General features: G+C 72.1%; 25 protein-coding genes and 1 pseudogene. 11 read left to right on the plus strand and 15 right to left on the minus strand.

Annotation, left to right across the window (positions count from 1 at the left end; translation table 11 throughout):
* Positions 1 to 123: 123 nt before the first annotated feature.
* The 3 genes from BGP03_RS27035 to BGP03_RS27045 form a co-directional block, all read right to left on the minus strand.
* On the minus strand, positions 124 to 1,635 hold the full coding sequence (locus BGP03_RS27035) for a glycosyltransferase (protein WP_296369094.1): 1,512 nt from the start codon (positions 1,633 to 1,635) through the stop codon (positions 124 to 126).
* A complete protein-coding gene (locus BGP03_RS27040) occupies positions 1,632 to 3,194 on the minus strand; it encodes a glycosyltransferase family 39 protein (RefSeq protein WP_296369096.1) in 1,563 nt (520 codons plus the stop codon). The genes BGP03_RS27035 and BGP03_RS27040 overlap by 4 nt, the downstream gene beginning before the upstream one ends.
* A 153-nt stretch (positions 3,195 to 3,347) precedes the next feature.
* Positions 3,348 to 3,797 (minus strand): hypothetical protein, encoded by a 450-nt coding sequence (locus tag BGP03_RS27045; protein ID WP_298800649.1) that lies wholly within the window; start codon positions 3,795 to 3,797, stop codon positions 3,348 to 3,350.
* Between the two features lie 715 nt (positions 3,798 to 4,512).
* Here BGP03_RS27045 and BGP03_RS27050 point away from each other — a divergent pair.
* Positions 4,513 to 4,947: a hypothetical protein gene (locus tag BGP03_RS27050; protein WP_299737993.1), complete on the plus strand. Its 435-nt coding sequence runs from the start codon at positions 4,513 to 4,515 to the stop codon at positions 4,945 to 4,947.
* Between the two features lie 25 nt (positions 4,948 to 4,972).
* Here the strand turns inward: BGP03_RS27050 and BGP03_RS27055 are convergent, their stop codons facing one another.
* The 4 genes from BGP03_RS27055 to BGP03_RS27070 all read right to left on the minus strand — a co-directional run bounded on the left by BGP03_RS27055 (position 4,973) and on the right by BGP03_RS27070 (position 7,334).
* Positions 4,973 to 5,587, minus strand: a complete 615-nt coding sequence (locus tag BGP03_RS27055; RefSeq protein WP_296369101.1) for a kelch repeat-containing protein — start codon at positions 5,585 to 5,587, stop codon at positions 4,973 to 4,975.
* Positions 5,588 to 5,707: 120 nt separating this feature from the next.
* Positions 5,708 to 6,208: a L,D-transpeptidase gene (locus tag BGP03_RS27060; protein WP_296369103.1), complete on the minus strand. Its 501-nt coding sequence runs from the start codon at positions 6,206 to 6,208 to the stop codon at positions 5,708 to 5,710.
* An 87-nt stretch (positions 6,209 to 6,295) separates the two neighbouring features.
* A complete protein-coding gene (locus BGP03_RS27065) occupies positions 6,296 to 6,766 on the minus strand; it encodes a L,D-transpeptidase (protein WP_296369105.1) in 471 nt (156 codons plus the stop codon).
* Positions 6,767 to 6,941: 175 nt separating this feature from the next.
* Positions 6,942 to 7,334 (minus strand): hypothetical protein, encoded by a 393-nt coding sequence (locus BGP03_RS27070; protein ID WP_296369107.1) that lies wholly within the window; start codon positions 7,332 to 7,334, stop codon positions 6,942 to 6,944.
* Between the two features lie 167 nt (positions 7,335 to 7,501).
* On the opposite strand from BGP03_RS27070, the gene BGP03_RS27075 reads away from it, so the two are divergent.
* Positions 7,502 to 7,846 (plus strand): response regulator transcription factor, encoded by a 345-nt coding sequence (locus tag BGP03_RS27075; protein ID WP_296369109.1) that lies wholly within the window; start codon positions 7,502 to 7,504, stop codon positions 7,844 to 7,846.
* A 6-nt stretch (positions 7,847 to 7,852) separates the two neighbouring features.
* On the opposite strand, the gene BGP03_RS27080 is transcribed toward BGP03_RS27075, so the two are convergent.
* From BGP03_RS27080 to BGP03_RS27090, 3 genes are read right to left on the minus strand one after another with little or no spacing between them, the layout of a single operon-like run.
* Positions 7,853 to 10,141 carry a heavy metal translocating P-type ATPase gene (locus BGP03_RS27080; RefSeq protein WP_296369111.1) on the minus strand — a complete coding sequence of 763 codons (2,289 nt, stop codon included), beginning with the start codon at positions 10,139 to 10,141 and terminating at the stop codon, positions 7,853 to 7,855.
* Positions 10,142 to 10,183: 42 nt separating this feature from the next.
* Positions 10,184 to 10,393, minus strand: coding sequence for a heavy-metal-associated domain-containing protein (locus BGP03_RS27085; RefSeq protein WP_296369113.1), 210 nt, complete (start codon positions 10,391 to 10,393; stop codon positions 10,184 to 10,186).
* 31 nt (positions 10,394 to 10,424) lie between these two features.
* Positions 10,425 to 10,706, minus strand: a complete 282-nt coding sequence (locus BGP03_RS27090; RefSeq protein WP_296369115.1) for a metal-sensitive transcriptional regulator — start codon at positions 10,704 to 10,706, stop codon at positions 10,425 to 10,427.
* 125 nt (positions 10,707 to 10,831) lie between these two features.
* On the opposite strand from BGP03_RS27090, the gene BGP03_RS27095 reads away from it, so the two are divergent.
* From BGP03_RS27095 to BGP03_RS27130, 8 genes are read left to right on the plus strand one after another with little or no spacing between them, the layout of a single operon-like run.
* Positions 10,832 to 11,182, plus strand: coding sequence for an NADH-quinone oxidoreductase subunit A (locus BGP03_RS27095; RefSeq protein WP_296369432.1), 351 nt, complete (start codon positions 10,832 to 10,834; stop codon positions 11,180 to 11,182).
* Complete coding sequence (locus tag BGP03_RS27100) at positions 11,173 to 12,384, plus strand: hypothetical protein (protein WP_296369117.1); 1,212 nt, start codon at positions 11,173 to 11,175, stop codon at positions 12,382 to 12,384. Before BGP03_RS27095 ends, BGP03_RS27100 begins: the two co-directional genes overlap by 10 nt.
* Positions 12,371 to 13,321 (plus strand): complex I subunit 1 family protein, encoded by a 951-nt coding sequence (locus tag BGP03_RS27105; RefSeq protein WP_296369119.1) that lies wholly within the window; start codon positions 12,371 to 12,373, stop codon positions 13,319 to 13,321. Before BGP03_RS27100 ends, BGP03_RS27105 begins: the two co-directional genes overlap by 14 nt.
* Positions 13,321 to 13,881: an NADH-quinone oxidoreductase subunit J gene (locus BGP03_RS27110; protein ID WP_296369120.1), complete on the plus strand. Its 561-nt coding sequence runs from the start codon at positions 13,321 to 13,323 to the stop codon at positions 13,879 to 13,881. The genes BGP03_RS27105 and BGP03_RS27110 overlap by 1 nt, the downstream gene beginning before the upstream one ends.
* A complete protein-coding gene (locus BGP03_RS27115) occupies positions 13,878 to 14,183 on the plus strand; it encodes an NADH-quinone oxidoreductase subunit K (protein ID WP_296369121.1) in 306 nt (101 codons plus the stop codon). The genes BGP03_RS27110 and BGP03_RS27115 overlap by 4 nt, the downstream gene beginning before the upstream one ends.
* 4 nt (positions 14,184 to 14,187) lie before the next feature.
* Positions 14,188 to 15,999 carry a proton-conducting transporter membrane subunit gene (locus BGP03_RS27120; protein ID WP_296369122.1) on the plus strand — a complete coding sequence of 604 codons (1,812 nt, stop codon included), beginning with the start codon at positions 14,188 to 14,190 and terminating at the stop codon, positions 15,997 to 15,999.
* A gap of 8 nt (positions 16,000 to 16,007) precedes the next feature.
* Positions 16,008 to 17,516 (plus strand): NADH-quinone oxidoreductase subunit M, encoded by a 1,509-nt coding sequence (locus BGP03_RS27125; protein WP_296369123.1) that lies wholly within the window; start codon positions 16,008 to 16,010, stop codon positions 17,514 to 17,516.
* 22 nt (positions 17,517 to 17,538) lie between these two features.
* Positions 17,539 to 18,942 (plus strand): NADH-quinone oxidoreductase subunit N, encoded by a 1,404-nt coding sequence (locus BGP03_RS27130; RefSeq protein WP_296369124.1) that lies wholly within the window; start codon positions 17,539 to 17,541, stop codon positions 18,940 to 18,942.
* A gap of 68 nt (positions 18,943 to 19,010) precedes the next feature.
* On the opposite strand, the pseudogene BGP03_RS27135 reads toward BGP03_RS27130, so the two are convergent.
* Positions 19,011 to 19,145 (minus strand): annotated as a pseudogene (locus BGP03_RS27135) (deferrochelatase/peroxidase EfeB); the annotation flags it as partial.
* Between the two features lie 20 nt (positions 19,146 to 19,165).
* Here BGP03_RS27135 and BGP03_RS27140 point away from each other — a divergent pair.
* Positions 19,166 to 19,459 carry a phosphatase PAP2 family protein gene (locus BGP03_RS27140; protein WP_363094576.1) on the plus strand — a complete coding sequence of 98 codons (294 nt, stop codon included), beginning with the start codon at positions 19,166 to 19,168 and terminating at the stop codon, positions 19,457 to 19,459.
* Positions 19,460 to 19,957: 498 nt separating this feature from the next.
* Here BGP03_RS27140 and BGP03_RS27145 read toward each other — a convergent pair whose 3' ends face one another.
* The 4 genes from BGP03_RS27145 to BGP03_RS27160 form a co-directional block, all read right to left on the minus strand.
* Positions 19,958 to 20,365, minus strand: a complete 408-nt coding sequence (locus BGP03_RS27145) for a DUF302 domain-containing protein (protein ID WP_296369125.1) — start codon at positions 20,363 to 20,365, stop codon at positions 19,958 to 19,960.
* Between the two features lie 26 nt (positions 20,366 to 20,391).
* Positions 20,392 to 20,652, minus strand: coding sequence for a metal-sensitive transcriptional regulator (locus tag BGP03_RS27150; RefSeq protein ID WP_298800650.1), 261 nt, complete (start codon positions 20,650 to 20,652; stop codon positions 20,392 to 20,394).
* Positions 20,653 to 21,229: 577 nt separating this feature from the next.
* Positions 21,230 to 22,576, minus strand: a complete 1,347-nt coding sequence (locus tag BGP03_RS27155) for an ATP-binding protein (RefSeq protein ID WP_296369127.1) — start codon at positions 22,574 to 22,576, stop codon at positions 21,230 to 21,232.
* Between the two features lie 31 nt (positions 22,577 to 22,607).
* Positions 22,608 to 23,297, minus strand: a complete 690-nt coding sequence (locus BGP03_RS27160; protein ID WP_296369128.1) for a response regulator transcription factor — start codon at positions 23,295 to 23,297, stop codon at positions 22,608 to 22,610.
* Positions 23,298 to 23,425: the final 128 nt, after the last annotated feature.

A 23,425-nucleotide genomic window follows, 5' to 3' on the forward strand; every position in this document is an offset into this window, starting at 1 on the left:
CGCACCCGTTGATCTCGGCCAGATAGTGGGCGAGGTTGTAGGTGAAGGAGTCGTAGTTGTCGATGATCAGTGTGCGCATGCCGTCCCTTCCAGGAAGCTCGGTGAAACGGTCGGTTGCGGCGCTCACGGCTGCCCACGGCGTGACGCCGCGGGCTCCGTCGCGATCGTGAGCTGGATCGGTGGCCGGGGAGCGGTCGGACCCCGGTCCCGCCGTAGGACGACCGACGCCGTGGTCGTTCCGGGCACAGGAGCCTGCAGGACTGAGCGCTGCCTCCGCACACGTTCGGCCCATCGGCTGCGTCCGTAGAGCACCGGTCCACTGATGAGTCCACCGAGCTCATCGCGGGTGAGTGCGGCCGGATAACCGCGGCCGGACTCGTCGCCGTCGCCGATCTCGTGAGGATCGCGGTCCTCCGGGACCGCGACATGGTCATCGCCCGCGGGACGGACTCCGCGCAGCCGAACGGCGGTGGACGTGGCCAGTCGGCCGAGCGCGCGCGGGAGTTGTGCACCGACGCCCAGGGCATGGGTGGGATCCCGGGCGATGAGCCCGGTCAGCATGGCGGTGAAACCCGCGCCGTAGGCCCTCATCTGCCTACGGAGGGCGGGGTAGTCGCGCCGGTGCTGGTGGTACACGAGCGCAGCGGGCTCGAAACCCAGGAGGCCGCCGTTCCACAGCAGGCCGATGATCGCCGCGAGGTCCTCCCCGCCCTGCGCGGGCGTACCGGTGCCGAGCGCAGTGTCGAACGGGGACCTACCCCGGAGGGCTGCCCGGCGGAACGCCATGTTGCAGCCTGCCCCACAGGCCCCCGCGCCGTAGATGGCGAAGCGACGCACCACGCGGCCGTCGGAATCCTGACCGACGACCGTCGACCGCCGCCACGCCGAGGCGTCAGGGCGGGCCAGGCGGTAGGTCAGCGGCTCGAAGGCGCGCTCAGCGGCGAACCCGCCGTAGTAGCGCTCGAACCACATCTGCGCCGGGGTCTCCAGTTCCGAGGGCAGCACCAGGCCGGTCACGGCCGTCTCCTCGGGGTGCAGCGCGAATCTGCCGGCCATGGCGCGCAGCCACACCGGGTCGGCCTGAACGTCGTCGTCGGTGAACACCACGACGTCACCCGTCGCTGCCGCCACCCCGGCGTTGCGGGCGGCGGCGATGCCCGGGTGCGACTGGCGCACGACCCGCGCGTCGCGGAACTGCCCCACGAGCCCGGGCAGCGGGTCGGGCACCGGCACGGTGGGCCGGTTGTCCACCACCAGGATCTCGACCCACGGCAGGCCCGATGTGTGGATCGACGCGAGACAGGCCTCCAATGCGGCGAGCCGCTCGGCCATCGTCGGGATGACGACCGACAGGCTCGGTAGCAACTCGTCGGCGACGACCGGAATGCCACCGATCAGGTCGTCCGCGGTGCGGATACGGTCGAACACCGTGGCGAAGTGGTCGCGGGACGCCACTCCGTCCGGCCCGAGGTCCACCTCGACGAGCGATCGCGGGCGGTCGGCCCGGCGGATCACGACCCAGGCGTGGCCATAGCGGTCCGCGTGTTGCGACAGTCGCGGAGCCGGTAGCTCGGTGTCGACGACCAGCACCCGGGTGGCGGCGAACCGCGACCCGGGGCCCCGGGGGCTGCTCATGCTGCCCCGGCAGGCCGCAGGGCCCAGATGTCGCAGCCGTTGGCGGCGCTGGATCGCACCTGCTGCGCGTCGGTCGCGAGCCAGTCGGCGATCTCGCTGCCGGCCGGGGCGAGCGCCGGGTCGTAGTTGACGAAGTACCGGGCACCCTGCGCGGTGTAGTCCCTCAGGTACGACGGGGAGTACCAGTCCGCCGGAAGGCTCCAGCCCTTCCGCCCGGCCAGGTAGAAGATCGTGGGTTCCTGGAAGTTGTTGGACACCCCCCGGTCGACGGCCAGGCTCGTCGTGCCGATCACGACGAGGTCACCGGGCGCGGAGACCTCGTCGAGCTGCGCCGCGCACGCCCCGTAGACGCCACTGTTGTCGCGGAACGATCCGGCGAAGATCTGGGCGCTCTGTCCGAACAGCAACAGCACGGCGACGACCGCCACACCGACACGGGCGACGGGCGGGACCCGACCGCGCAACCACTGCGCCACACCCGCAGCCCCGATGCCGACCAGCAGGGCCGCGAAGGGCAGCGAGAAGATGTGGTACTGCGGTCCCAGCTCGGAGCTGTAGCGCGCGACCGCGAAGTAGAACACCGCCAGGGCGGGGAATCCGGCGGCGAGGATCGCCGGGCCTCGGTTCTTCCACGCCAGCCATGCTCCGACCAGCGCGACCGGTACTCCGACGATCCCGTAGATGAGCGTGGCCTCGATCGTGACGTTCCCGGTCCAGAACAGCTTCGAGGTCCAGATCGCGATGCTGCCGAACTTGCTGTCGCCCCCGGAGATCACGCCGAACGTGTTGCCGTAGGTCACGTAGAGGTTGTGGGCATGCCACAGCCACAGCGCCGGCGGGATCAGCGCCGCCACCCCGGCGACGTACAGCGACGGACGCCGCAGCCGGTCGCGCGCGGCTACGACCAGCCACAGCAGCAGAACCAGGAACACATGGAGCGAGGTGGGCTTCGCCAGACCTGCGATCGACGCCGCAGCTGCCGCGGCGACGAGCCAGACCAGCCGGTCCTGCGCCAGCCAACGCTCGAAGAACAGCAGCGTGAGCAGGTAGAACAGCAGCACCGTCACGTCCGGCATGAACGCATTGCCGTATGTCATCACCGCTGGGGACACCAGGTAGGCGATCAATGCCCACCGTGCGGTCGTCCCCGGCACCAGCCGCTTGGCCAATGCCCAGAACACCGCCGCCCCACCGAGCGTGATCGCCACCGAGACCAGCCGGCCGACCCACGCGTGCTCACCGAAGAGGAAATACAGCCCCGCCGAGATCCACGGCAGGATCTGCAACTCGGCTTCCACGTAGCCCGGGCCGGCACCCCCCCAGTCGATCGCCGGGTAGAAGAGGTTCATCCCGCCCACGAAGAAGTTGTGGGCGATGCTCGCGGTGTCCGCCGGACGCCAGATGTCCCCCAGCCACGGCATCGGCAGGACGGCCCGCACCACGGAGAGGACGGCGACGACACCCGCCACGGTCAGGGCCCACCTGCCCAGCGAGTCACCCCGCAACGGCGCGGCATGGCCACGCCGGGGTGGGGACACCTGCTGCATGACCTCGGTCACTGGCTCTTCTGACACCGACATGGAACTACTCCTGCATGACAAGGGGGAACGAGGATGGTGGCTGCGACGACGGCTCGAGGTCCGTGAGACAGCTGAGGTGCGTGACGGCGACGAGTCACGGATGCAGCGATCCGCGATGTCCCGGGTCGGGCTCTATGTGCGCAGCACGCAGAGCAGATGCGGCGTGCGGGCCAGCGGGACGTCGTCGGTCGCGAGCGATGAGTGCATGGCAGCGACACCCGGCCGCACCGCTCGTGCGGCCGCCGCGCTCTCGGCGGGCAGCTCGGGTCGTGCAGCACTGGTGAGGACGGGATCCGCCACGGCAACGGGGTGTGCGGCGGAGCAGTCGTCGGCGACGTCGTGCCCGCCGGGCCGTGCTGCTGCGGAACGCTCAGCGGCCCCGGCCCCGGCCCCGGCCGGCGTCGCGGAGCCGAGCAGCGCCATGGCCGTACCGGTTCCGCTCCCGGCGAGATCAGGCCGGGTGGCGGAGTTCCAGTGACAGGCGACCACGAGCATGAGCGCCGCAGCGACAGCGAGGACGAGGGCGACGAGGCGGGTTCCGATGGCCGGGATGAAACGCACCGTTGCCGACGCGGCGGTCACGGTTCGACGTTCTCCGAAGACGCCGGCGCGGAAGGGCACGCTCGGACCGTAGGGGTTCGCTCCTGAAGGCCGGCTGAGAACACCGGGTGAGTCGCCGGTCGGGGTCCGGGATCATGAGCCATCGCTGAGCGGAGGCTTGCGCGATCCCATACCCGCCCGATCAGGTCGTCGCCGTGAGGTCGGTCGATGCGACCTGCCGCGACGTCCTCCTCGATCAAGGCCGTGATCTCGCGAGCCGTCGCCACCGACCACAGGACACACCCTTCACCTCGACTGTCGACGTCGTCGGCGGACCTGCGGCCGTGGAGCGACCAACCGCGTTCGCCCCGCTCGGTCACTGCGTCGTCCACTGGCTCTCACCTCCCGCGGACCGGGGTCATCGTCCTTCGGTAGCCGTACAACGTCTCCGGCGACGCCGGGATGCTCGTCATCCCCCGCCCCGGATGGTCGACGGCCGCCGGTCGATCCTCGACCGTGGGACTCCCACGGTGTGAGCCGGGGTCCTCGACGGGGGGCGGACCAGGCTGCCGACTGGGTTTCGGCGCAGCTACGGTCGTGGCCTGCGCGGAGGACGTCGACGGTCACGGGCGGGCCGTCGGACGACGAGGCAGGTGGACGGGGTGGTGACGTGGTCGAGGGCCGGGGGTCTGATTCTGCCGACAGCACCCGCGCAGGGAGCCCGGCTCGAGAGGCCGGTGGTCCGGGGGATCGCCCCGTGCCGCGGCCGGTCCTGCTCGGGGCGTTTCTGGCGGCGACGTTGCTCGTGATCGGGGTTGTTCTCGTCGCGGTTCTCGGTCCCCGTGTCGACGAACTGACGGCCCTCGCATCGGCGCCGGGTCCGGCCGCGTCCCCCGTCGCAGTGCCGGCCGCGGTCGTGGAGGGTGTCCATGACGCGCTGCACGACATCGACGCCCGGTGCCGGCCAGGTCGGGCGGGCGGGAACGAGATCGAGCGCGACGCCGATGTGATCCTGCGCTTCGCCGAGCGCTATCCCGACGCGACGTTCCCCATCGACGACGAGACCGGCCGCATCGCGTCCCTGCTGACGACCGCCCGCCAGGGCGTCCAGGTCTGCGCCACGGCGACGGAGGACCGGATCGACCGGGCCTTGCCGCCACGCTATCGCCTGCGTCCTACCGGTCCGCCGTGACCGGCGGTGGCCTCGAGAACGGTGGTCAGGAGAAGTCGAGGGCCTCGCCCGTCGCCGCGGACTCGGTGTGGGTCGGGCGGCTGGCTCCGTTCACGGCGAACATGGTGGCACCGACCGTCACCACGGTCATGCCGTGCCGGGCCACCCCGAGCGGCGGCGAGGTGGACCAGGTTCCGCTGTCGATGTCGTAGACCTGCACGTCGCCCAGGACCCGGGTGGGCTCCTCACCGCCGACGGCGACGATCCGACCGTCCAGGTAGGTCGCTCCGAGGCCCCCACGAGGGGTCGGCATGTCGGGCAGCGTCACCCAGCGGCCGGTAGCGGGGTCGAACCGTTCGGCGGCCGAGGTGTTCTTGTCCGCAGACAGGTTGCGGTCGCCGAGCGCGTAGAGGTAGGCGCCGTCCGTGGCCGCCGCCAGGACGTTGCGGGGGGTCGGTATGGGTGCCGCGTCGGTCCAGGAGGCGCCGTCGAACACCTCGGTCGCCGTCACCAACGCGCCGTCGGCCTGACCTCCGACGACCACGATACGGTCGCCGACGACGGCTGCGGCTGCATCGGCGCGCGGTCTGCGCAGCGGCGGAGGTCTCACCCAAGCGTTGTCGCGCAGCGCATACACGGTGTCCGCAGTGCTTCCCGACATGCTGCGAACCGTCGATGGTCATCCGCAAGGCCCACGACGCCGCCGGTCCGGATCGCATTCGCGGGTGCTCGGATCTCGCGCTTCCGAAGGGCGTCCGGCGGGCAGGCGGCGGCTCCGGGATCAGGGCAGGATCTGGACGCGATCGCTGGGCTGCAGCGCGTTGAAGAACTGCTCAGCGATGGCCGGGTCCAGGCGGACGCAACCGGCGGACTGCCGCGCCGGGTCGCCGGCATGGAAGGCCCGGCCGTTGGTGTCGAAGAAGACCGCGAAGGGCATCGGGGCGTTGTTGAACTCGCGGCTGCGGTGATCCCGGTCCTTCCACTGCACGGTGAACATCCCGGTCGGGGTCGGGGTCGCCGACGCCCCGTCGTTCATGGCCACCGGGCCGAGCAGCACCGTCCCGGCGCCGTCGGTCAGCCACGCCTGGTGCGTCGACAGCTGCACGCAGGCCTTCACCGCGGTCTGGCACGGCGACGGCTCCTGGGGTGAACCGGTGGTTCCGGGGACACCGGGCGCGGCGGCCGCGACACCGCCCAGAGCCAGGGCGCCGGCCACGGCCAACGACGTCGCGACCCCTGTGGTCCTCCAGTGCGACGGTGCGTTCCTGTGGTGGGTGGGCATGGATCTCCGTTCGTTGGATCGGGCCCGCCGTTCCGGCGGGCCCTCATGGGTAGTGCGATGTGAGGATTCGGTTGCGGCCGTGGCCGTTCAGCGGACCTGGACCTGGTCGCCCACCTTCAGGTAGTCGAACCACGCCTGGGCGTCGGCGGCCGTGAGCTTCACGCAGCCGGCGGAGGGGGTGTCCTGGCGTCCCTCGTGGAAGGAGATCCCGCCGGGCGCGAAGAACACCGCGTTCGGCATCGGCGTGCCGTACTCGCGACTGACCCAGTGCTGGGCCTTCCATTCCACCTTGTACGTGTTGCCCCGGGGGGTCGGAGCGTTGACATCACCATCGGCGAACGACACGGGACCCCGCACGATCCGACCCTGGTCCAACAGCCACGCGGTGTGGGTGGCCAGTTCCACACAGGCCTTGGCCGTCACCGAGCAGGGCGTCCCCGCAACCGGGCTCGCGGCCACGACGGTGTCGGTCGTGGAGCCGGGCGCCGCAGAGGCGACTCCCATGCCGATCGCCCCGGCCGCGACGGCCGCGACCACCGCGACGGCGACCCCCGGCACCCCCGGCCTCGATATCGACACCCTCTGCCACCAGGCCATCTGCACGTTGCACTCTCCTGAACTCGGCTGCACTTCCGTGTCTGTAACGACAGGCACGGGAACTGGTTACTACGAGTCGTAGGAGATGTGCGTTCCGTAGCGGGACGATCCGGGGAGCGGTCGACCCGGTGACGTGTCAGGCGGCCTGCGTGGCACTGCCTGGACCTGCTCTCCGGCCGCTGAGCAGGTTCGTCGTGATCAGCACGCCGACCACGATCAGGGCCGCCAACCAGGCCAGGTGCGTTTCGAGGGTGAACCGGCCGTACATAGTGACGCCGACGCCGGTCAGGGTCACCGCCAGCAGAGCCGGTGCCGGCCACCACACCCGCAACAGGGCCAGGACCAGGACCGCTGAGGGCACGGCGTACGCCCACCGGCTGGCCGGGCCCATGGCCCGGATCACGGCGCCCGGGGGCTGTAGCCCGGGTACCGCATCCGTCCATGGGGCGAAGAACATCACCGCGCAGTGGAACACGAGCGCGGCCGCCGCGACGGCCGCGACCGCGAGGACGTGCGGTGGGACCCACACGGCCCGCCGCGACCTGGCTGCCCGCCAGTCGCGCGACCGGGCCGCGGGGCCGACTACTACTATGATTCATAGGTCTCGGTCGAATCCCTGATCGCTGATCGACTCGGACCTGGCCGTCGACGTCCGGAGAGCGCGATGACAACGGGTAGGCGCCAGTGAGGCGCATCATGCTGGTGGACGATCATGCATTTGTGCGGACGTCGTTGGCGCAGCTTCTGGATCTGCAGGACGACTTCGACGTCGTGGCACAGTGCGTCGACGGCGATGACGCGATCGGGATGGCAGACACCGTGAGACCCGACGTCGTCGTCATGGATCTCAATATGCCGATCATGAACGGAGCCGTGGCTGCCGGCCGGATTCTGAAGCGGAATCCTCGGATCGCAGTGATCATCCTTACCGCTTCACCGACAAGCGTTCTCGCTCGCCAGGCAATTGACGCCGGGGCGCGTCGGTGTATACCCAAGGACGCCCCGCACTCGGTCATTTTCGATGCGATTCGCGGAAAGTAGACGGGTTCAGATGGACGTGCTTCTGAAGCGGCGGAGGCGCAGGCTGTTGCCGACGACGAACGCCGAGGACAGCGCCATCGCGGCGCCGGCGAGCATGGGGTTGAGCAGCCCGGCGGCCGCCAGGGGCAGGGCGGCCACGTTGTAGGCGAAGGCCCAGAACAGGTTGCCCTTGATCGTGCGCAGCGTGGAGCGGGACAGCCGGATGGCGTCGGCCGCGGCGCGGAGGTCGCCGCGGACCAGGGTGATGTCGCCGGCCTCGATGGCGACGTCGGTGCCGGTGCCCATGGCCAGGCCGAGGTCAGCCTGGGCGAGCGCGGCGGCGTCGTTCACGCCGTCGCCGACCATGGCCACGACCTTTCCCTGGGCCTGCAGCCGGCGCACGACGGCGAGCTTGTCGGCGGGCAGCACCTCGGCGATCACGGTGTTCGGTGAGATGTCGATGCCGACCTCGGCCGCGACCGACTCGGCCACCGCCCGGTTGTCGCCGGTCAGTAGCACCGGGGTGAGCCCGAGCCCGCGTAGCTGCGCGATGGCCTGCGCCGAGGTCGGCTTGACGACGTCGGCGACCACGAGCACCGCGCGGGGCGCGCCGTCCCAGGCCACGGCGACCGTGGTGCGCCCCTTCGCGGACTCGGTGTGCGCGACGTCGGCGAGATCGCCGGTGAGCGGCTGGCTCCACTGCGCCAGCAGCGCGGGACGCCCGACGAGGACGGCGTGACCGTCGACGACGCCCTGGACGCCGAGTCCTTCATGGTTGGTGAACTCCTCGACGGCGGGCAGGGTGTCGTGTCGTTCGCGGGCTGCGCGGGCAACGGCCGCGGCGATGGGATGCTCGGAGGCGTCCTCCAGCGCTCCCGCAAGCCGCAGGACCGCGTCCTCGTCCTCGGTGCCGGCGACGTGCACCGCGACGAGCGTCATGGCGCCGGCGGTGACGGTGCCGGTCTTGTCGAGCACGACGGTGTCGACGCGCCGGGTGGACTCGAGCACCTCGGGGCCCTTGATCAGGATGCCGAGTTGGGCGCCGCGTCCGGTGCCGACCAGCAGCGCGGTCGGCGTGGCCAGGCCGAGCGCGCACGGGCAGGCGATGATCAGGACGGCGACGGCGGCCGTGAACGCGGTCGCCGCGCCGGCCCCGGTGACCAGCCAGAAACCCAGGGTGGCCAGCGCGAGGGCGATGACGATCGGGACGAAGACCCCGGAGACCCGGTCGGCGAGCCGCTGGACCTGGGCCTTGCCGGTCTGGGCGGCCTCAACGAGCCGAGCCATCTGCGCGAGCTGGGTGTCGGAGCCGACGCGGGTCGCGGCGACGACGAGCCGCCCGCCCGCGTTGACGGTGGCGCCGACGACGGGATCGCCGACCCGCACCTCGACCGGGACGGACTCGCCGGTGAGCATCGAGGCGTCGACGGCGGAGGAGCCCTCCACGACGGTGCCGTCGGTGGCGATCTTCTCACCTGGTCGTACGACGAACCGGTCGCCGACGGCGAGCTGGACCACCGGGATGCGGGACTCGACGCCGTCCCGTAGCACGGCGACGTCCTTGACTCCCAGCTCCAGCAGTGCGCGCAGCGCGGCGCCGGCGTTGCGCTTGGACCGGGCCTCGAAGTAGCGCCCGGCCAGGATGAACGTGGTGACGCCGGCGGCGACCTCGAGGTAGATGTTGCTCGTGCCGTCGCCGCGGGTGATGGTCAGCTCGAACGGGTGGGTCATCCCGGGCATCCCCGCCATCCCGAACAGCAGGGCGTAGAGCGACCAGCCCAGCGCGGCGAGGGTGCCGAGGGAGATCAGCGTGTCCATGGTGGCCGCGCCGTGGCGCAGGTTCGTCCAGGCGGCCCGGTGGAACGGCAGCGCGCCCCAGACGACGACCGGCCCGGCCAGGGCCAGGGAGATCCACTGCCAGTAGGTGAACTGAAGGACCGGGATCATCGCCATGGCCACGACCGGCCCCGCGAGCACGGAGGAGACGACGAGCCGGGTGCGCAGCGCCGCGGTCGGGTCCGGCTCCTCGCCGCCGCCGGTGTCGGTCGCCTCCGGAACGGCGGGCCGTGGGATCAGCGCGGTGTAACCGGCCGACTCGACGGCGGCGACGAGAACCGCGGGGTCCATGCCGTCGGGCACCGTGGCCCTGGCCTTCTCGGTGGCGTAGTTGACCGTCGCCGCCACGCCGTCGAGCTTGTTGAGCTTGCGCTCGACCCGGTTGGCGCACGACGCGCAGGTCATACCGCCGATGGAGAGCTCGATGTCGTGGCGGTCGGGGGCGAGTCCGGCGGCGTCGGGTGTGAGGGTCGTGCTCATCGTGCACCTTCCAGATGGTCGGGGTGGGCGGCGGGGTCGGGGTCAGCCGGCGAGCCGGTAGCCGGCTTCCTCGACGGCGGCGCGCACGGCGGCCGTGTCGACTAGGCCCTCGCTGATGACGGTGACCGCCCCGGTGGGCAGGTCGACCGACACCGCCTCGACGCCGGGGATGTCGCTGATCTCCTCGGTGACCGACGCGACACAGTGCGCGCAGGTCATCCCGGTGACGGTGTAGTGACTGGTGTCGCTCATGTGCTGTCCTCTCGCTCGGTTCGGGGTGGGGTCAGGACCGGACCAGGCGCGCGATCGCGGCGCTGGCCTCGGCGATCTTCGTGTCCGCGACGTCGCCGCCCTGTGCGGCCGCTTCGGTGACGCAGTGCGCGAGGTGTTCGTCGAGCAGCCCGAGGGCGACGGCCTGCAGGGCCTTGTTCGCGGCCGCGACCTGGGTGAGGACGTCGATGCAGTACTTGTCCTCCTCGACCATCCTGGCGATCCCGCGAATCTGGCCCTCGATCCGCCGCAACCGCTTGAGGTAGGCGTCCTTGTCCTCGGTGTAGCCGTTCATCCCGGTCCCTCCTGGTCTCCCTGGACAGTAATACCCTAGGGGGGTACGGTACGCAAACTGTTGCCGAGATCGACTAGGTTGCCCGTGCGGTGAGGTGTGCGGGTCGTGACGACGGGAGGGTGGAGATGGTGCAGTTCGGCCCGGTTGGAGTGCTGCTGCTGGTCGGTGTCGTGCTGGTCGTGCTCGTCTACGGGCTCTCCGCGTTCCTGGCGGTGGCGCGGCCCGTTGTGGACGCGGTGGCGTTCGGTGGGGGGCTCCCGCCGGTCGAGCACGCGTTCTCGCGGTTCCACGTGCGGTGGTACCCGGTGACGATGGTGTTCCTGGCCTTCGACATGGAGATGCTGTTCATGTACCCGTGGACGCTGGTCGTCACCAGGGTGGGAGCGCCCGCGGTGATCGAGATGTTCCTGTTCCTGGCGATCCTGCTGGCCGGGGTGGCCTACGCCTGGCGGGAGGGGGCCCTGCGGTGGACCTGACGGGGTGGCTGCTGCGGGTGGCCGCGCGGCGCCCGCACGCGCTGGTGGTGGCGGTGCCGGGTGAGACCGGGCTCCGGCTGGCCGTCGAGATGGAGCTGGGCCGGCGTGGCTGGCCTGTCGCGGACTCCCCGGCCGGAGCGGACCTGCTGGTGGTCGCCGGCACTCCGGGGCCGGAGCTGGCGGCGGTGGCCGAGACGGTGTGGGCGCAGCTCCCGGCCCCGCGGGCGCGCGTCGACGTCGCGGGGGATTCCGACCTGTCCCGAGCATTCGACGCGGGGGAGCGCGAGCTGGCGGACGCCGCGCTGCAACGGCACGTTGTGGCGACACCCGAAGCGGCGTTGCCGCACGCGGCGGTCACCGACCACCGCGCCGTTCACGACATCGCCGCGGCACCGGAGTCCGGAGGAGCCGGTCATGGCATGGCGATGGAGCCGGGCATGGCCGGTGGGCACGGCATGCACTCCGGTCACGGGGGCATGGAGGGGATGGAGATGCCCGGTGGTGTCCCGATGGCCGACCTCGGCGAGGACCGCGACGGGCTGCGGCTCGATGCGCTGCACGTGGCACTGGGTCCGGTGCTGCCGGACTGGCCGGCGGGGCTGGTGCTGCGGGTGGTGCTGCAGGGCGACGTCGTCGTCGACGCCGAGGCCGAGGTCCTGGACGGCGGAGCCGGGCCGTCGTTCTGGGCGGAACCACGGCGTCGGGCCGGGGCCGGCGAGCCGGTCTCCGTCGGGGATGTCGCCCGGCGGGCGGCCGCGCGGCACCTCGACGGGCTGGCGCGTTTCCTCGGGGTCGCCGCTTGGACCGATCCGGCGGACCGCGCCCGGCGGTGGCGCGATGCCGTGCTCGCCGGGGAGCCGACCGGGCAGGTCGGCGCACCGGTCCGGGACCTGATCACGCGGGTCGAGCGCTCGCGCACCCTGCGCTGGCTCATCCGCGGTGTGCCGGCCGGGGAGTGCGAGGTCGCCGGCCTCCTGGCCGCGCGGCTGGCCGCGTTGCGGGCGGCGCTCGCGTTGCTCGACGACCCGCGCCCGGCCACCGACGTCGACCTGCGGGCCCTCGACGACGCGGTGATCACACCTGCGGGGCTGGCGGCCGCGCTCGTCGGCGCGGAGTTGGCTGCGGCCAGGCTGGTCGTCGCCGCGCTCGACCCGCATCTCCGCACTCCGGTCGAGGAGGCCCGGTCACATGGACACCGGTGACCGGATGGCGCTGCCGCTGTGGTGGGTGCCGTTGCTGCCGGTCCTGTTGATCGTGGTTACCGCCGGGGTGGTGGCCGTCGACGAGGCCGCGGCCGCGCGGGCCCGGGGGGCTCGCGAGGGCCTGCTCGGGTCGGCCGTGGTGCCGCTGCGCGAGGGCGCCCGGCTGCTGGTCGGGCAGCGTCGCCGGACCGTCGCCGCGGACTCGGTCCTGTGGAGGATCGGTGGTGCGACGCTCCCGGTTGCGGCGCTGCTCGCCGCCGCGGTGGTCCCGTTGGGGTCGCGGCCGGTGGCGGATCTGACCGACGGGGTCGTGTGGTTCAACGCCATGGAGGTGCTGGCGTGGGCCGCGGTGTGGATGGTCGGCTGGGGCGCCAACAGCGCGCTCTCCCTGGTGGGCGGCTACCGATTCGTCGCGCAGGGGCTGGCCTACGAGCTGCCGCACATGTTCGCCCTCATCACCGCGGCCCTCGCCGCGGGGAGCCTGCGCGTCACCGACATCGTCGCCGCGCAGCAGGACCTGTGGTTCGTGGTGATCATGCCGGTTGCGTTCGTGGCGTATCTGGTCTCGGCGGTGGCGATGGCGTTCTGGGGCCCGTTCGACGCCGCGGTGGGCCGCGACCTCGCCGGCGGGGCGGCGGCCGAGCTGTCCGGTGTGGACCGGCTGGTGTTCGCGGGCGGACGGTGGCTGCTGCTGGTGGTGGCCGTGGCGATGGCGGTGCCGCTGTTCCTCGGCGGTGGAGCGGGCCCGTGGCTGCCGGCGTGGGGGTGGGTGGCGGTGAAGGCCGGGGCGCTGCTCACGTCGGTGCTGTGGCTGCGCCGTCGGTTCCCGACCGTGCGGATGGACCGGTTCACGGAGGTGTCGTGGGTGGTACTGGTGCCGCTGACGGTTGCGCAGGCCCTGGTGGTGGCGCTGGTCGTGCTGGGGAGGGGGATGTAGTGCTCGCGGACGTGTCGTTCTGGGTGCTGGGGATCGTGGCCGTGCTGTCGGGGTTCGCGGTGTTCCGGCTCAACTCGATGGCGCGGGTGACGTTCGCGCTGCTCGCGTCGTTCCTCGCCGTGGCCGGGCTGGTCGTGCTGCTGGGGCTGGGCTACCTGGGCGTGGTCACCGCGCTGATGATGGTGATCGAGATGGTGGTCATGGCCGTCTTCATGATCATGTACATGATGAACCCGGCCGGGTTGATGCCGATGTCGATGTACCACAACAAGGCCGGCTCGATGGCGATCTCCGTGGGCACCTTCGCCGTGCTGGCCGTGGGGATCCTGCTCACCGACTGGCCGGTCCGCCGCGGCGTCCCGGCGCCCGCGCAGACCTACCAGCTGGGACTGGCGCTGATGGGCGGGCAGATGCTGACGATGATGACGCTGGGGGTCACCCTGTTCGCCACGATCGTCGCCACGGTGGTGCTCTCGACGGGCCGGGGCCGCTACGACCGGTACGGGGACGACCTCGCCGCGCCTCGCGCCGACGACCCGGCCGGGGGCGGTGTCGGATGAGCCTGCAGCTGTTCCTGCTGGTGGCGGCCGGGTTGTTCGCGATCGGGCTCTACGGCGCGCTCTCGCAGCAGTCGATCGTGATGCTGATGATGGGCCTGGAGCTGATGCTCAACGGGATCATCCTCGCCGCGGCCGCGCTGTGGTACTTCCTCACCCCGGCCGGCAACGACGGCCCGGTCCTGATCGTCGTCGTGCTGACCGCGATGGCGATCGAGATGGCCGCCGGGTTCGCCGTCGTCACGGCGATCTACCGGTCCCGGCAGGTCGACGTGACGGACAGCGCCGCGGACCTGAGGGGCTGACGGCGTGCTCTGGCTGCTGGTGGGTGTGCCGCTCCTCGGAGGTGCCGGTCTCGTCGTCGCCGCTCTGGTGACGCGCCGGACCGACCGGTGGGCCACGGCGTCAGGGCTGGTGGTGGCCGCCGTGACGCTGGCTATGGGGATCGCCGCCGCCGTGCTGCGCCCGGCGACCGGCGCCCCGTTGCTGGCGGGGATCGGGTTCGGCCTGGGCGTGGACGGGCTCTCGGCGGTGATGCTCGTCACGGTCGCGGTGGCGGTGCTCGCGGTGCTGGTGTTCGCAGCCGGCGAGGCGGAGCTGCGCACGGCCCGGTTCGTCGGGCTGGTCCTGGTCTTCGCGGGCGCGATGCTGGTGACGGTCACCGCCACCGGGCTGCTGCCGCTGCTGATGGCCTGGGAGGTCATGGGCGCCACCAGCTGGGCGTTGATCGCCTACCACTTCCGCGACCCCGCGGCCGTCGGCGCCGCGCACACGGCGTTCCTGACCACCCGGACCGCGGACCTGGGGCTCTACCTCGCCGCGGGTGCAGCGCTGGCGGGCGGGGTCGGGTCGCTCGCGCTCGCCGACCTGCCCGCGGCGCGGGGCGCGTGGCTGCACCTGCTCGTCGCCGGGGTGGTGGTGGCCGCGCTGGGCAAGTCCGCGCAGCTGCCGTTCAGCTTCTGGCTCTCGGGGGCGATGCGCGGCCCGAGCCCGGTGTCGGCGCTCCTGCACTCCGCCACGATGGTCGCGGCCGGGGCGTACGTGCTGCTGCGGCTCGCGCCGCTGCTGGGCACATCCGGCTGGGCCGGGCCACTGGTGGCGTGGGTCGGCGCGGCGACGGCGCTGGTGCTGGGGCTGGTCGCGGTCGCGCAGACCGACCTCAAACAGCTGCTGGCCGCGTCCACGTGCGCGCAGATCGGCTACATGGTGCTGGCCGCCGGGGTCGGCGGGACGGCCGCGGGCACGGTGGCGCTCGTCGCGCACGCCGCGACGAAGGGCCTGCTGTTCCTGGCCGCGGGGGCGTGGCTGGCGGCGCTGGGCACCCGGCAGCTCGACGGCCTGCGCGGCGCCGCGCGCCGGTTCCCGGTGGTCGGGGTGACGTTCACGGTCGGGGCGCTGTCGCTGGCCGGTGTGCCGCCGCTGTCGCTGTGGATCGGCAAGGACGCGGTGCTCGCCGCGGCGCTGGACGCCTCACCGGCGCTGTACGGCGTGGGTCTGGTCGCGGCCGCCGTCGCCGGCCTCTACAGCGGCGTCGCGCTCTGGTACGTGTGGCAGGCCGTCCCCGATGACGCGCCCGTCGCCGGTCGGGTGAGCGCGCCGATGCGCCCGCCGCTGATCGGGCTCGCGGTGCTCGCCGCGGTGCTGGGGCTGCTACCGCAGTTGGGCGGCGGGCTCGCACTGGATCCCGCACCCGCAGCATCGGAGCTCGTGGTGTCCGGCGTGGTCGCGGTCGCGGCGGTGGCCTTGGCCTGGCGGCTGGGGGAGCGGATGCCGCGCCCGGCGCCGCTGCGCGGCTGGGTCGGCCTGGAACGTGCCGCGCACGCCACGGTCGTGGCACCGGTGCTCGCCCTCGCCTCGGCGCTGGCCCGTTTCGACGACCGCGTACTGGCCAGGGGCGCCGACGACACCGCGCTGGCCACCGTCCGCCTCGCCCGCACGCTGGACCGGCGCGTCGAGTTCTCGGTGGACGGTGCGGTGCGCGCGGTCGCCGCCGGGGCCCGGGTCCTGGGGCGCTGGGCCCGGCGCCCGCAGACCGGGCAGCTGCACCAGTACTACGCCCAGACCTCCGTGGGGTTCGCCCTGCTGGCGGCCCTGGCCCTGCTCGTGATCGTCGTGAGGTGAGCTGAGGCATGCTGTCGTTGATCGTGTTCTGGCCGGCGCTGGTCGCTGCCGTCCTGCTGTGCGTGCCCGCCCGGGTGCCCCCGAAGGTGTTCGTCGGGGCGTGGATCGCGGCGAGCCTCGTCGATCTCGTGCTGATCGGCGTCGTGTGGGTGGGCCTGCCCGCGGGCGGCGGCTACGGGTTCGAGGAACGGGTGGTCTGGATCCCGACGGCGGGGATCTCCTACCACGTCGGCGTCGACGGACTGTCGCTGCCGCTGCTCGCCCTGACCGGTGTGCTGTTCACCGCCTGCGCGGTGTTCGCCTGGCGCGAGACCCGCCGGGTGAAGGCGTACGTCACGCTGTTCCTCGCGCTGCAGGCGGTGTCGCTGGGGCTGTTCGTGGCGCTGGACCTGATCCTGTTCTTCGTCTTCTTCGACCTGTCGATCGTATTCATGTACTTCGTGATCGCCGGCTGGGGCCACGGCGCCGCGGCCCGCGGGGCGGCGCTGCGGTTCTTCCTCTACACCTTCCTCGGCTCGCTGGCGCTGCTGCTGGGGTTCATCCTGCTGTTCCTGGCCGCCGTGCCGCACACCTTCGACATCCCGGAGCTCGTCGCGGCGAACCCGCTCGCCGGCGGCGGGCTCTACTCAGGGCTGACCCTGCTCGCGATCGGCGTCGGGCTGGCGGTGAAGACCCCCAGCGTGCCGTTCCACACCTGGCTGCCGCCCGCGCACACCGAGGCCCCGGCCACCGGCTCGGCGGTACTGGCCGGGGTGCTGCTGAAGATGGGTACCTACGGCTTCGTCCGGATCGCGATGCCGCTGCTGCCCGCGACCTGGCGCGACTACGCAATGGTGGTCGTGATCGTCGGGGTGGTGTCGGTGGTGTACGGCGCGCTGGTCGCACTCGCCCAGACCGACCTGAAACGCATGATCGCCTACACCTCGATCAACCACATGGGCTACGTGTTGCTCGGTGTCGGCGCCGCCGGGCTGGTCGCCGGCAGCGACGAGCAGGCGCGGCAGCTCGCCACCACGGGCGCGGTGACGCAGATGGTGTCGCACGGGCTGATCACCGGCGCGCTGTTCCTGCTCGCCGGGGTGCTCCACGACCGCGGCGGCACCTACGACATGGGCGCCTACTCCGGGCTCGCCGCGCGCGTGCCACGCTTCGCGGGTCTGTTTGTGATCGCCGCGTTCGCGTCGCTGGGGCTGCCCGGGTTCTCCGGGTTCATCGCCGAGTTCCAGATCTTCACCGGCGCGTTGGGCGCCGCCCCGGTCCCCACCGCGGTCGCCGTCACCGGGATCGTCGTCACCGCGGGGCTGTTCCTGCTGGCGGTCCAGCGGCTGTTGCTCGGCCCGTTGCGGGTGCCGGACGCGCCGGGCACGCCACGGCCGTTCCCCGACGTGCGGGTGAGCGAGGCGCTGGCCGTGGTTCCGCTACTGGTGCTGGTCGTCGTGCTCGGCGTGGTCCCGCGGGTGCTGCTCGACGTCATCGAGCCCGCCTCCCGAACACTGGTCGACCTGGTGTCGCGATGACGGGGGTGCGCCCGTGGAGGGGATGAACGAGAACCCTGTCGCGCTGCTGCCGGAGCTGCTGCTGCTGGGCAGCGCGGTGTTCGGGTTGCTGCTCGGCGCGTGGACGCCACGCCGCCACCAGGGCCGGATCCGGTGGCTGGCCACCGCGGCGTGCGTGGCGGGGCTCGCGGCCACGGCGGCCGGCGCGCTCGCCCCGCCGCAGCTGGTGTTCGGCGCCAGCTACGCGATCGACCCGACCACCACCGCGACGCGGGCGATCGTGCTGGTCGCGACCCTGCTGGCGATCTGGCTCTCGGCCGACGCGGTCGCCGGGCACCCCCGCGAGGCCGAGTACACCGTGCTGGTGCAGCTCGCGGCCCTGGGCGCGATCGTGATGGGTGGCGCCCAGGACCTGCTGCTGCTCGCCGCCGCGTTCCTGCTCGCCAGCGTCCCCCTGTACGCCCTGGCCGGGTGGGCCGCCGACGGACGCGCCACCGAGGCCGCCATGAAGTACTACCTGTCGGGTGCCTTCACCGGGGTCGCGCTGCTGGCCGGGGTGACGCTGCTCTACGGCGCCGGCGGGGCCACCGGTTATCCGGCCCTGCGCGTCGGGCTCGCAGCGGGCCCGGCCGCGGTCGCCGCGGTCGGGCTGGTGGCGGTGCTCGCGGGGCTGATGTTCAAGGCCGGCGCCGTACCCGCCCAGTTCTGGGTTCCCGACGTCACCGACGGCACCCCCGCCCCGGTCGCCGCCGTCGTCACCACGATCCCGAAGATCGGCGCCCTGGTCGCGACCTACCGACTGCTGGTCGAGGCAGTGCCCGCCGCGGTCGTCGACTGGCCGCTGCTCGTGGCGGTCATCGCGGCGGCGTCGGTGACGCTGGGCAACCTCGGCGCCTTCTTCCAGACCTCGGTGCAACGCCTGCTCGCCTACTCCACCATCTCCCAGGTCGGCTACCTGCTGATGGGCGTCGCTGTGGCCGGGCGGTCCACGCTCGCGCTGCCCGGGCTGCTGTTCTACCTCGCCGGGTACGCGGTCACGAACCTGGCCGTGTTCGCCGTCGCGGCCGCCGTCCCCACCGCCCGCACCCTCGACGACCACCGCGGCCTCGCCCGTCGGCGGCCGCTGCTCGCCGCGTCGCTGGTCGTCGGGCTGCTCGGGCTCGTCGGCACCCCGCCCACCGCGGTCTTCCTGGGCAAGCTGACGCTGTTCACCGCCGCCGTGGACGGCGGGATGGCGTGGCTGGCCGTGCTCGCCGTTGTCAACACCGTCGCCAGCGTCTTCTACTACCTGCGCTGGATCGCCCCCGCCTTCGCCGCTCCCGACCCCGAGCACCCGCTACCGGGGGGCCGCACGCCGGTGGCGACGACGGTGGCCGTGACCGCGGCCGTGGCGTCGGTCGTGCTCGGGATCGCCGGCGGAGCCGTCCTGCCGCTGCTCGGCCGGTAGCGGCGTGCGGGGCGTCCGGCTCCCGGCCACGGACAGGTGGCCCGAGCCGGTGTCCCTCGCCGACAGCGCTACGCCGAGCCACTGATCAGCGCCCGCCCGAACCCGTCACGCTCGTCGACGACGCCCGGCAGCGCGAAGAAGTAGCCGCCGCCGTGGGGCTTGATGTAGTCGACGAGCGGCTCGCCGGCCAGGCGGGCCTGCACCGTGCAGTGCGGACTACTCGATGCCCAGCGACCACGCCGTCGTCGCCGGGGCGCTCGTGGTCGGCCTGTGGGTCCTGCAGCGCAGGCTGGGCGTGCTCGGTGCGGCGCTCGCGCTGCTGGTCGCGTTCTCGCGCGTCTACGTCGGCGTGCACTATCCCAGCGACGTGGCGGTGGGTCTGCTGTTCGGGGCGGTCGTGGCCGCGGTGGTGGTCCCCGGCCTGCGCGGTCCGGCGACCGCCGTCGCCCAGCGGCTGCTCAGGATGTACTTTCGCCCGCTGATCGAGGCCAGGACCGGGACGGATCCGCGGAGGTGACCAGGGGGGCATCGTCACGGTCGGCGGGCTTGCCGCCCACGTGACGGCCGTGGCTGCGGTCGTCCTGCTGGGCGCACGGCTGACCCGGGTCGCGGCCGTCGTCGTGGTGGCCCGGTTGCTGGAGCTCGGGGTGGAAACGGCGGTCAAGGACCTGGTCGACCGGCCGCGGCCGGTACTGACCGATCCTCTGGCTCACGCTGCCGGTCTACGCTTCCCGTCCGGCCACGCCGCGGGCAGCGCAGCGGTGTTCGGTGCGGTCGTCGTGGCCGTCCACTACCCCAGCGAGTCGCCGCTGGAGTGCTGCTCGGGATCGCCTCGCTGGCGGCGACGAGTCCTCTGCTGCTCCGCGACGGCATCGCGCGCAGGCGGTGGGTCGCGAGTGCGCCGGGCGGGACGTCGTCGCGAACGGCGCCAGGCCTCGACCGCATCACGCAGGAGATCCCGGAGGTGTGGTCCAGCAGCTGTTGCCGCGCGGAATCAGTGATCGGCCGGACGATGTCAGCTGGCGGTCAGTGAGTCGAGGGCGGCGCGGAGGCGCGTGGAGGCGTCCCTGGCGACGGTGGCGAGCTCGGCCGGTTGCTGGTTGTTGCCGTCGCCGGCCATGGCGAGCAGTTCGGCGGGGTCGACGGCCTGGACGAGGGTGCGGCCGTCGGATTGGCGGACGGTAACGTTGCAGGGCAGTTGGAGGCCGATCTCGGGGTCGGTGGACAGGGCTTGGTGGGCGAGGGCGGGGTTGCAGGCGCCGAGGATGGTGTAGTCCTCGACGTCCTCGCCGAGCTTGGCCTTAAGAGTGGCGCGGACGTCGATGGTGGTGAGGACGCCGAAGCCCTGGGTGGCCAGTGCCGCGGTGACGGCATCGATGGCGTCGCTCTGCGATAGCGCGAGTGTGACGGTGTGTGCGGACATCGTTGTCTCCTGTGTTCGGGCGGATGTCAGGCGAGGGAGAGGAAAAGTTTCTCCATCTGGGCCCGGTCGGGTCTTCCTTCCTCGCCGGCGTTGATGCACTGCTCCAGTCCGGCGGCGATGATCGCGAACCCGGCCTTGTCCAGAGCTCGTGAGACGGCGGCGAGCTGGGTGACGACGTCCTTGCAGTCGCGGCCGTCCTGCAGCATGCGGATGACGCCGCCGAGCTGGCCTTCGGCGCGTCGCAGTCGGTTGACCACGCTGCCGACGACATCGTCCTCGATCTTCATTCCGACTCCTCCGAGTGATACCTCTGGGGGTATGCTGCCAATCGTACATTCGATACCCAGTGGGGTATCAATGGCGTTGGACTCGGAGGTTTCACATGTGTCAGCGGGCGACGTGCCGGACGTGCGGGAAGGCCACCTTTCGTGGCTGTGGGCAGCACGTCGAGCAGGTTCTTGCCGGGGTTCCGGCGGCGCAGCGCTGCAGCTGTGCGGCGACGCCGAGTTCGGGCGGTGGGTGGCGGCGGCTGTTCCGTCGCGCCTGACGGCCACCCGCGTAGAGATGGTCGTGGCCCCGACGTCGCTGCGGCGCGGTTAGCCCCGTCAGGGGTCGAGGCGGCGGGCGAGATTCGGCTGTACCGGGCCGGACAACTCCTGGGCGGTGCCGCGGCGCCCGGCAATCGTCATGAGCAGGGATTCAGCCGGCCCTTCGACGTCAGGTCGCCTTCCGGCGGCCGACGCTCCGATGCGGGAACTGGTGCGGTCACCACGAGTCGATCGAGCCGGTGATCACCGCGAACGCCTGATCGATGGGCACCTCGATGGTGACCGTGCCGGTGATCGGGGGATCGCTGCCGGGGCGTCACACCGACGCCGGCAGCTCGATTGTCACCACGGCGCCGCCACCTTCGCGGTTCGCGGCGATGGCCCGGCCCCCGTGGGCCTGCGCGATGGCCGCCACGATGGACAGACCCAGCCCGGTGCCGCCGCTGTCGCGGGTTCGTGCCGCTTCCGCGCGGTGGAACCGCTCGAAGGCGTGCGGCAGGAATTCCGGCGGGAAGCCTCCTCCGCGGTCGGCGATCTCGATCGTGATCTGGCCGCTCAGCCCTGCCGCGGTGGTGACGTCCACGACTGTGCCGGCCGGAGCGTGGCGGATCGCGTTGTCGAGCAGGTTGTCCACCGCCTGACGGAGCCGGTCCTGGTCGGCGTCGACGGTGAGCTCGGCAGGGCCGTGCCGGACCACCGTGATCCGTGCGCCGCCGCGCGCGGCCGCCCCGCGGGCGGCGGTTGACAGAAGGTCCGGCAGGGAAAACCGTTGCGGGCGCAGGAATGGTTGGTGATTGTCCGCGCGGGCCAGTAGCAGCAGGTCCTCGGCCAGCCGGATCAGCCGGTCAGTCTCTTGGCCGGCCGCCGTGACCGCCTCGACGAGGTCGTCGCGGCTGCGCCCGGGACGGGCCGCGAGCTCGAGTTCGGTGCGCAGGATCGCCAGGGGGGTGCGCAGCTCGTGTCCGGCGTCGGCGACGAACCCGCGCTCGCGGTCCAAGGCCTTCTGCAGCCGATCGAGCAGCGCGTTCATCGTGGTGCCCAGCGCGGCGATCTCGTCGCGGGTCGAGGGCACCGCGAGCCGGCGGTTCAGGTTCTGCTCGCTGATCTCGGCGGCCTGGCCGCGCATCCGTTCCACCGGTCGCAACACGGTTCCGGCCAGCAGCCACGCCCCGACGCCGGCCAGCAACACCGCGAGCGGCCCGCCGATGATCAGCGCCGACGTCGCCCGGTCGACCGCCGCGTCGGAAACGTCGGTCCCGGTTCCGACCACGATCAGCTGGCGACGTCCACCGGTCACGACGGTGGTGGCCAGCACGCGGCTGCGGTCGCCGTTCACCGTCGCGGTGAACGACACCTCACCTGCAGCGGCCTGTGCGCGCTGCGCCGGGTCGAGCAAGGGCTGGGGACCTGCCTCGACGGAGGAGGTCACGACCTGCCCGTCGAGTCCGCTGATCTGCAGGATCTCGTCGGTCAGGCCCGCCCGCGGGAGCCCGCCCTCCGACCCGAGCTCGTCGGCCACGGATGCCACGCGGGCACGCAGTCCCGGGTCCAGGGAGGCGTCGACGCTGACGCGCAGCTGCAGCACGAACGTGGCCCCCGCCAACCCGATCACCACGGCGGTGGCCAGCGCGAACAGCAGGGCCAGGCGGAACCTCAGCGGCATCGGACGGTCCGTCCGCCGGGCCGCGGCGGCGTCATGCCGACATCTCCGACGGCTCCGTGCGGAGCCGGTATCCCGAACCGCGGACGGTCTCCAGCTGTTCGACCCCGAACGGTCGGTCGATCTTGCGGCGGAGGTAGAGCACGTACTGGTCGACCACGTTGGACACGCCGTCGTAGGCGAAGTCCCACACGTGGTCGAGGATCCGGGTGCGGGTGAGCACCTGTCCGGGATGGCGCAGGAACAGCTCCAGCAGCGCGAATTCCTTGCTCGAGAGCTCCAGTTCGGTGTTACCACGCCACGCGCGGCGCGTGGCCGGGTCCAGCCGCAGGTCCGATACTTGCAGCTCGGTGGGCCGCTCCACCGCGCCCCGCCGGATCAGTGCCCGTACCCGCGCGGAGAGCTCGGCGAAGCTGAACGGCTTGGCGAGGTAGTCGTCGGCACCCGCGTCGAGTCCGCGCACCCGGTCGTCCACATCATCGCGGGCGGTGAGCATCAGCACCGGCATCCAGCGCCCCGCTGAGCGCAGGCTGCGGCACACCTCGACGCCGTTCATGCCGGGCAGCATCACGTCCAGCAGCACCGCGTCGTAGTCAAGCTCGGTTGCCTGCCACAGGGCGCCCGGACCCGTGCTGGCGACGTCGACGGCGTAGCCGTCCTCCTCGAGGCCCCGTTTCAGCAGTGCGGCCATCCGAAGCTCGTCCTCTACGACCAGTACCCGCACGCCCAGAACCCTATTCAGGCTCGATGTGAGAACGATGAGAAAAGGCGGCGGCCCGGCCCTTCACGAGGGTCGGCCAGCCGAGGGTGCGGGGTCGTCGGCGAGCACCCGACGACTGCTGCACTGTCGTG

The sequence above is a fragment of the Pseudonocardia sp. 73-21 genome (assembly GCF_001899645.1).
Taxonomy (GTDB): Bacteria; Actinomycetota; Actinomycetes; order Mycobacteriales; family Pseudonocardiaceae; genus Pseudonocardia.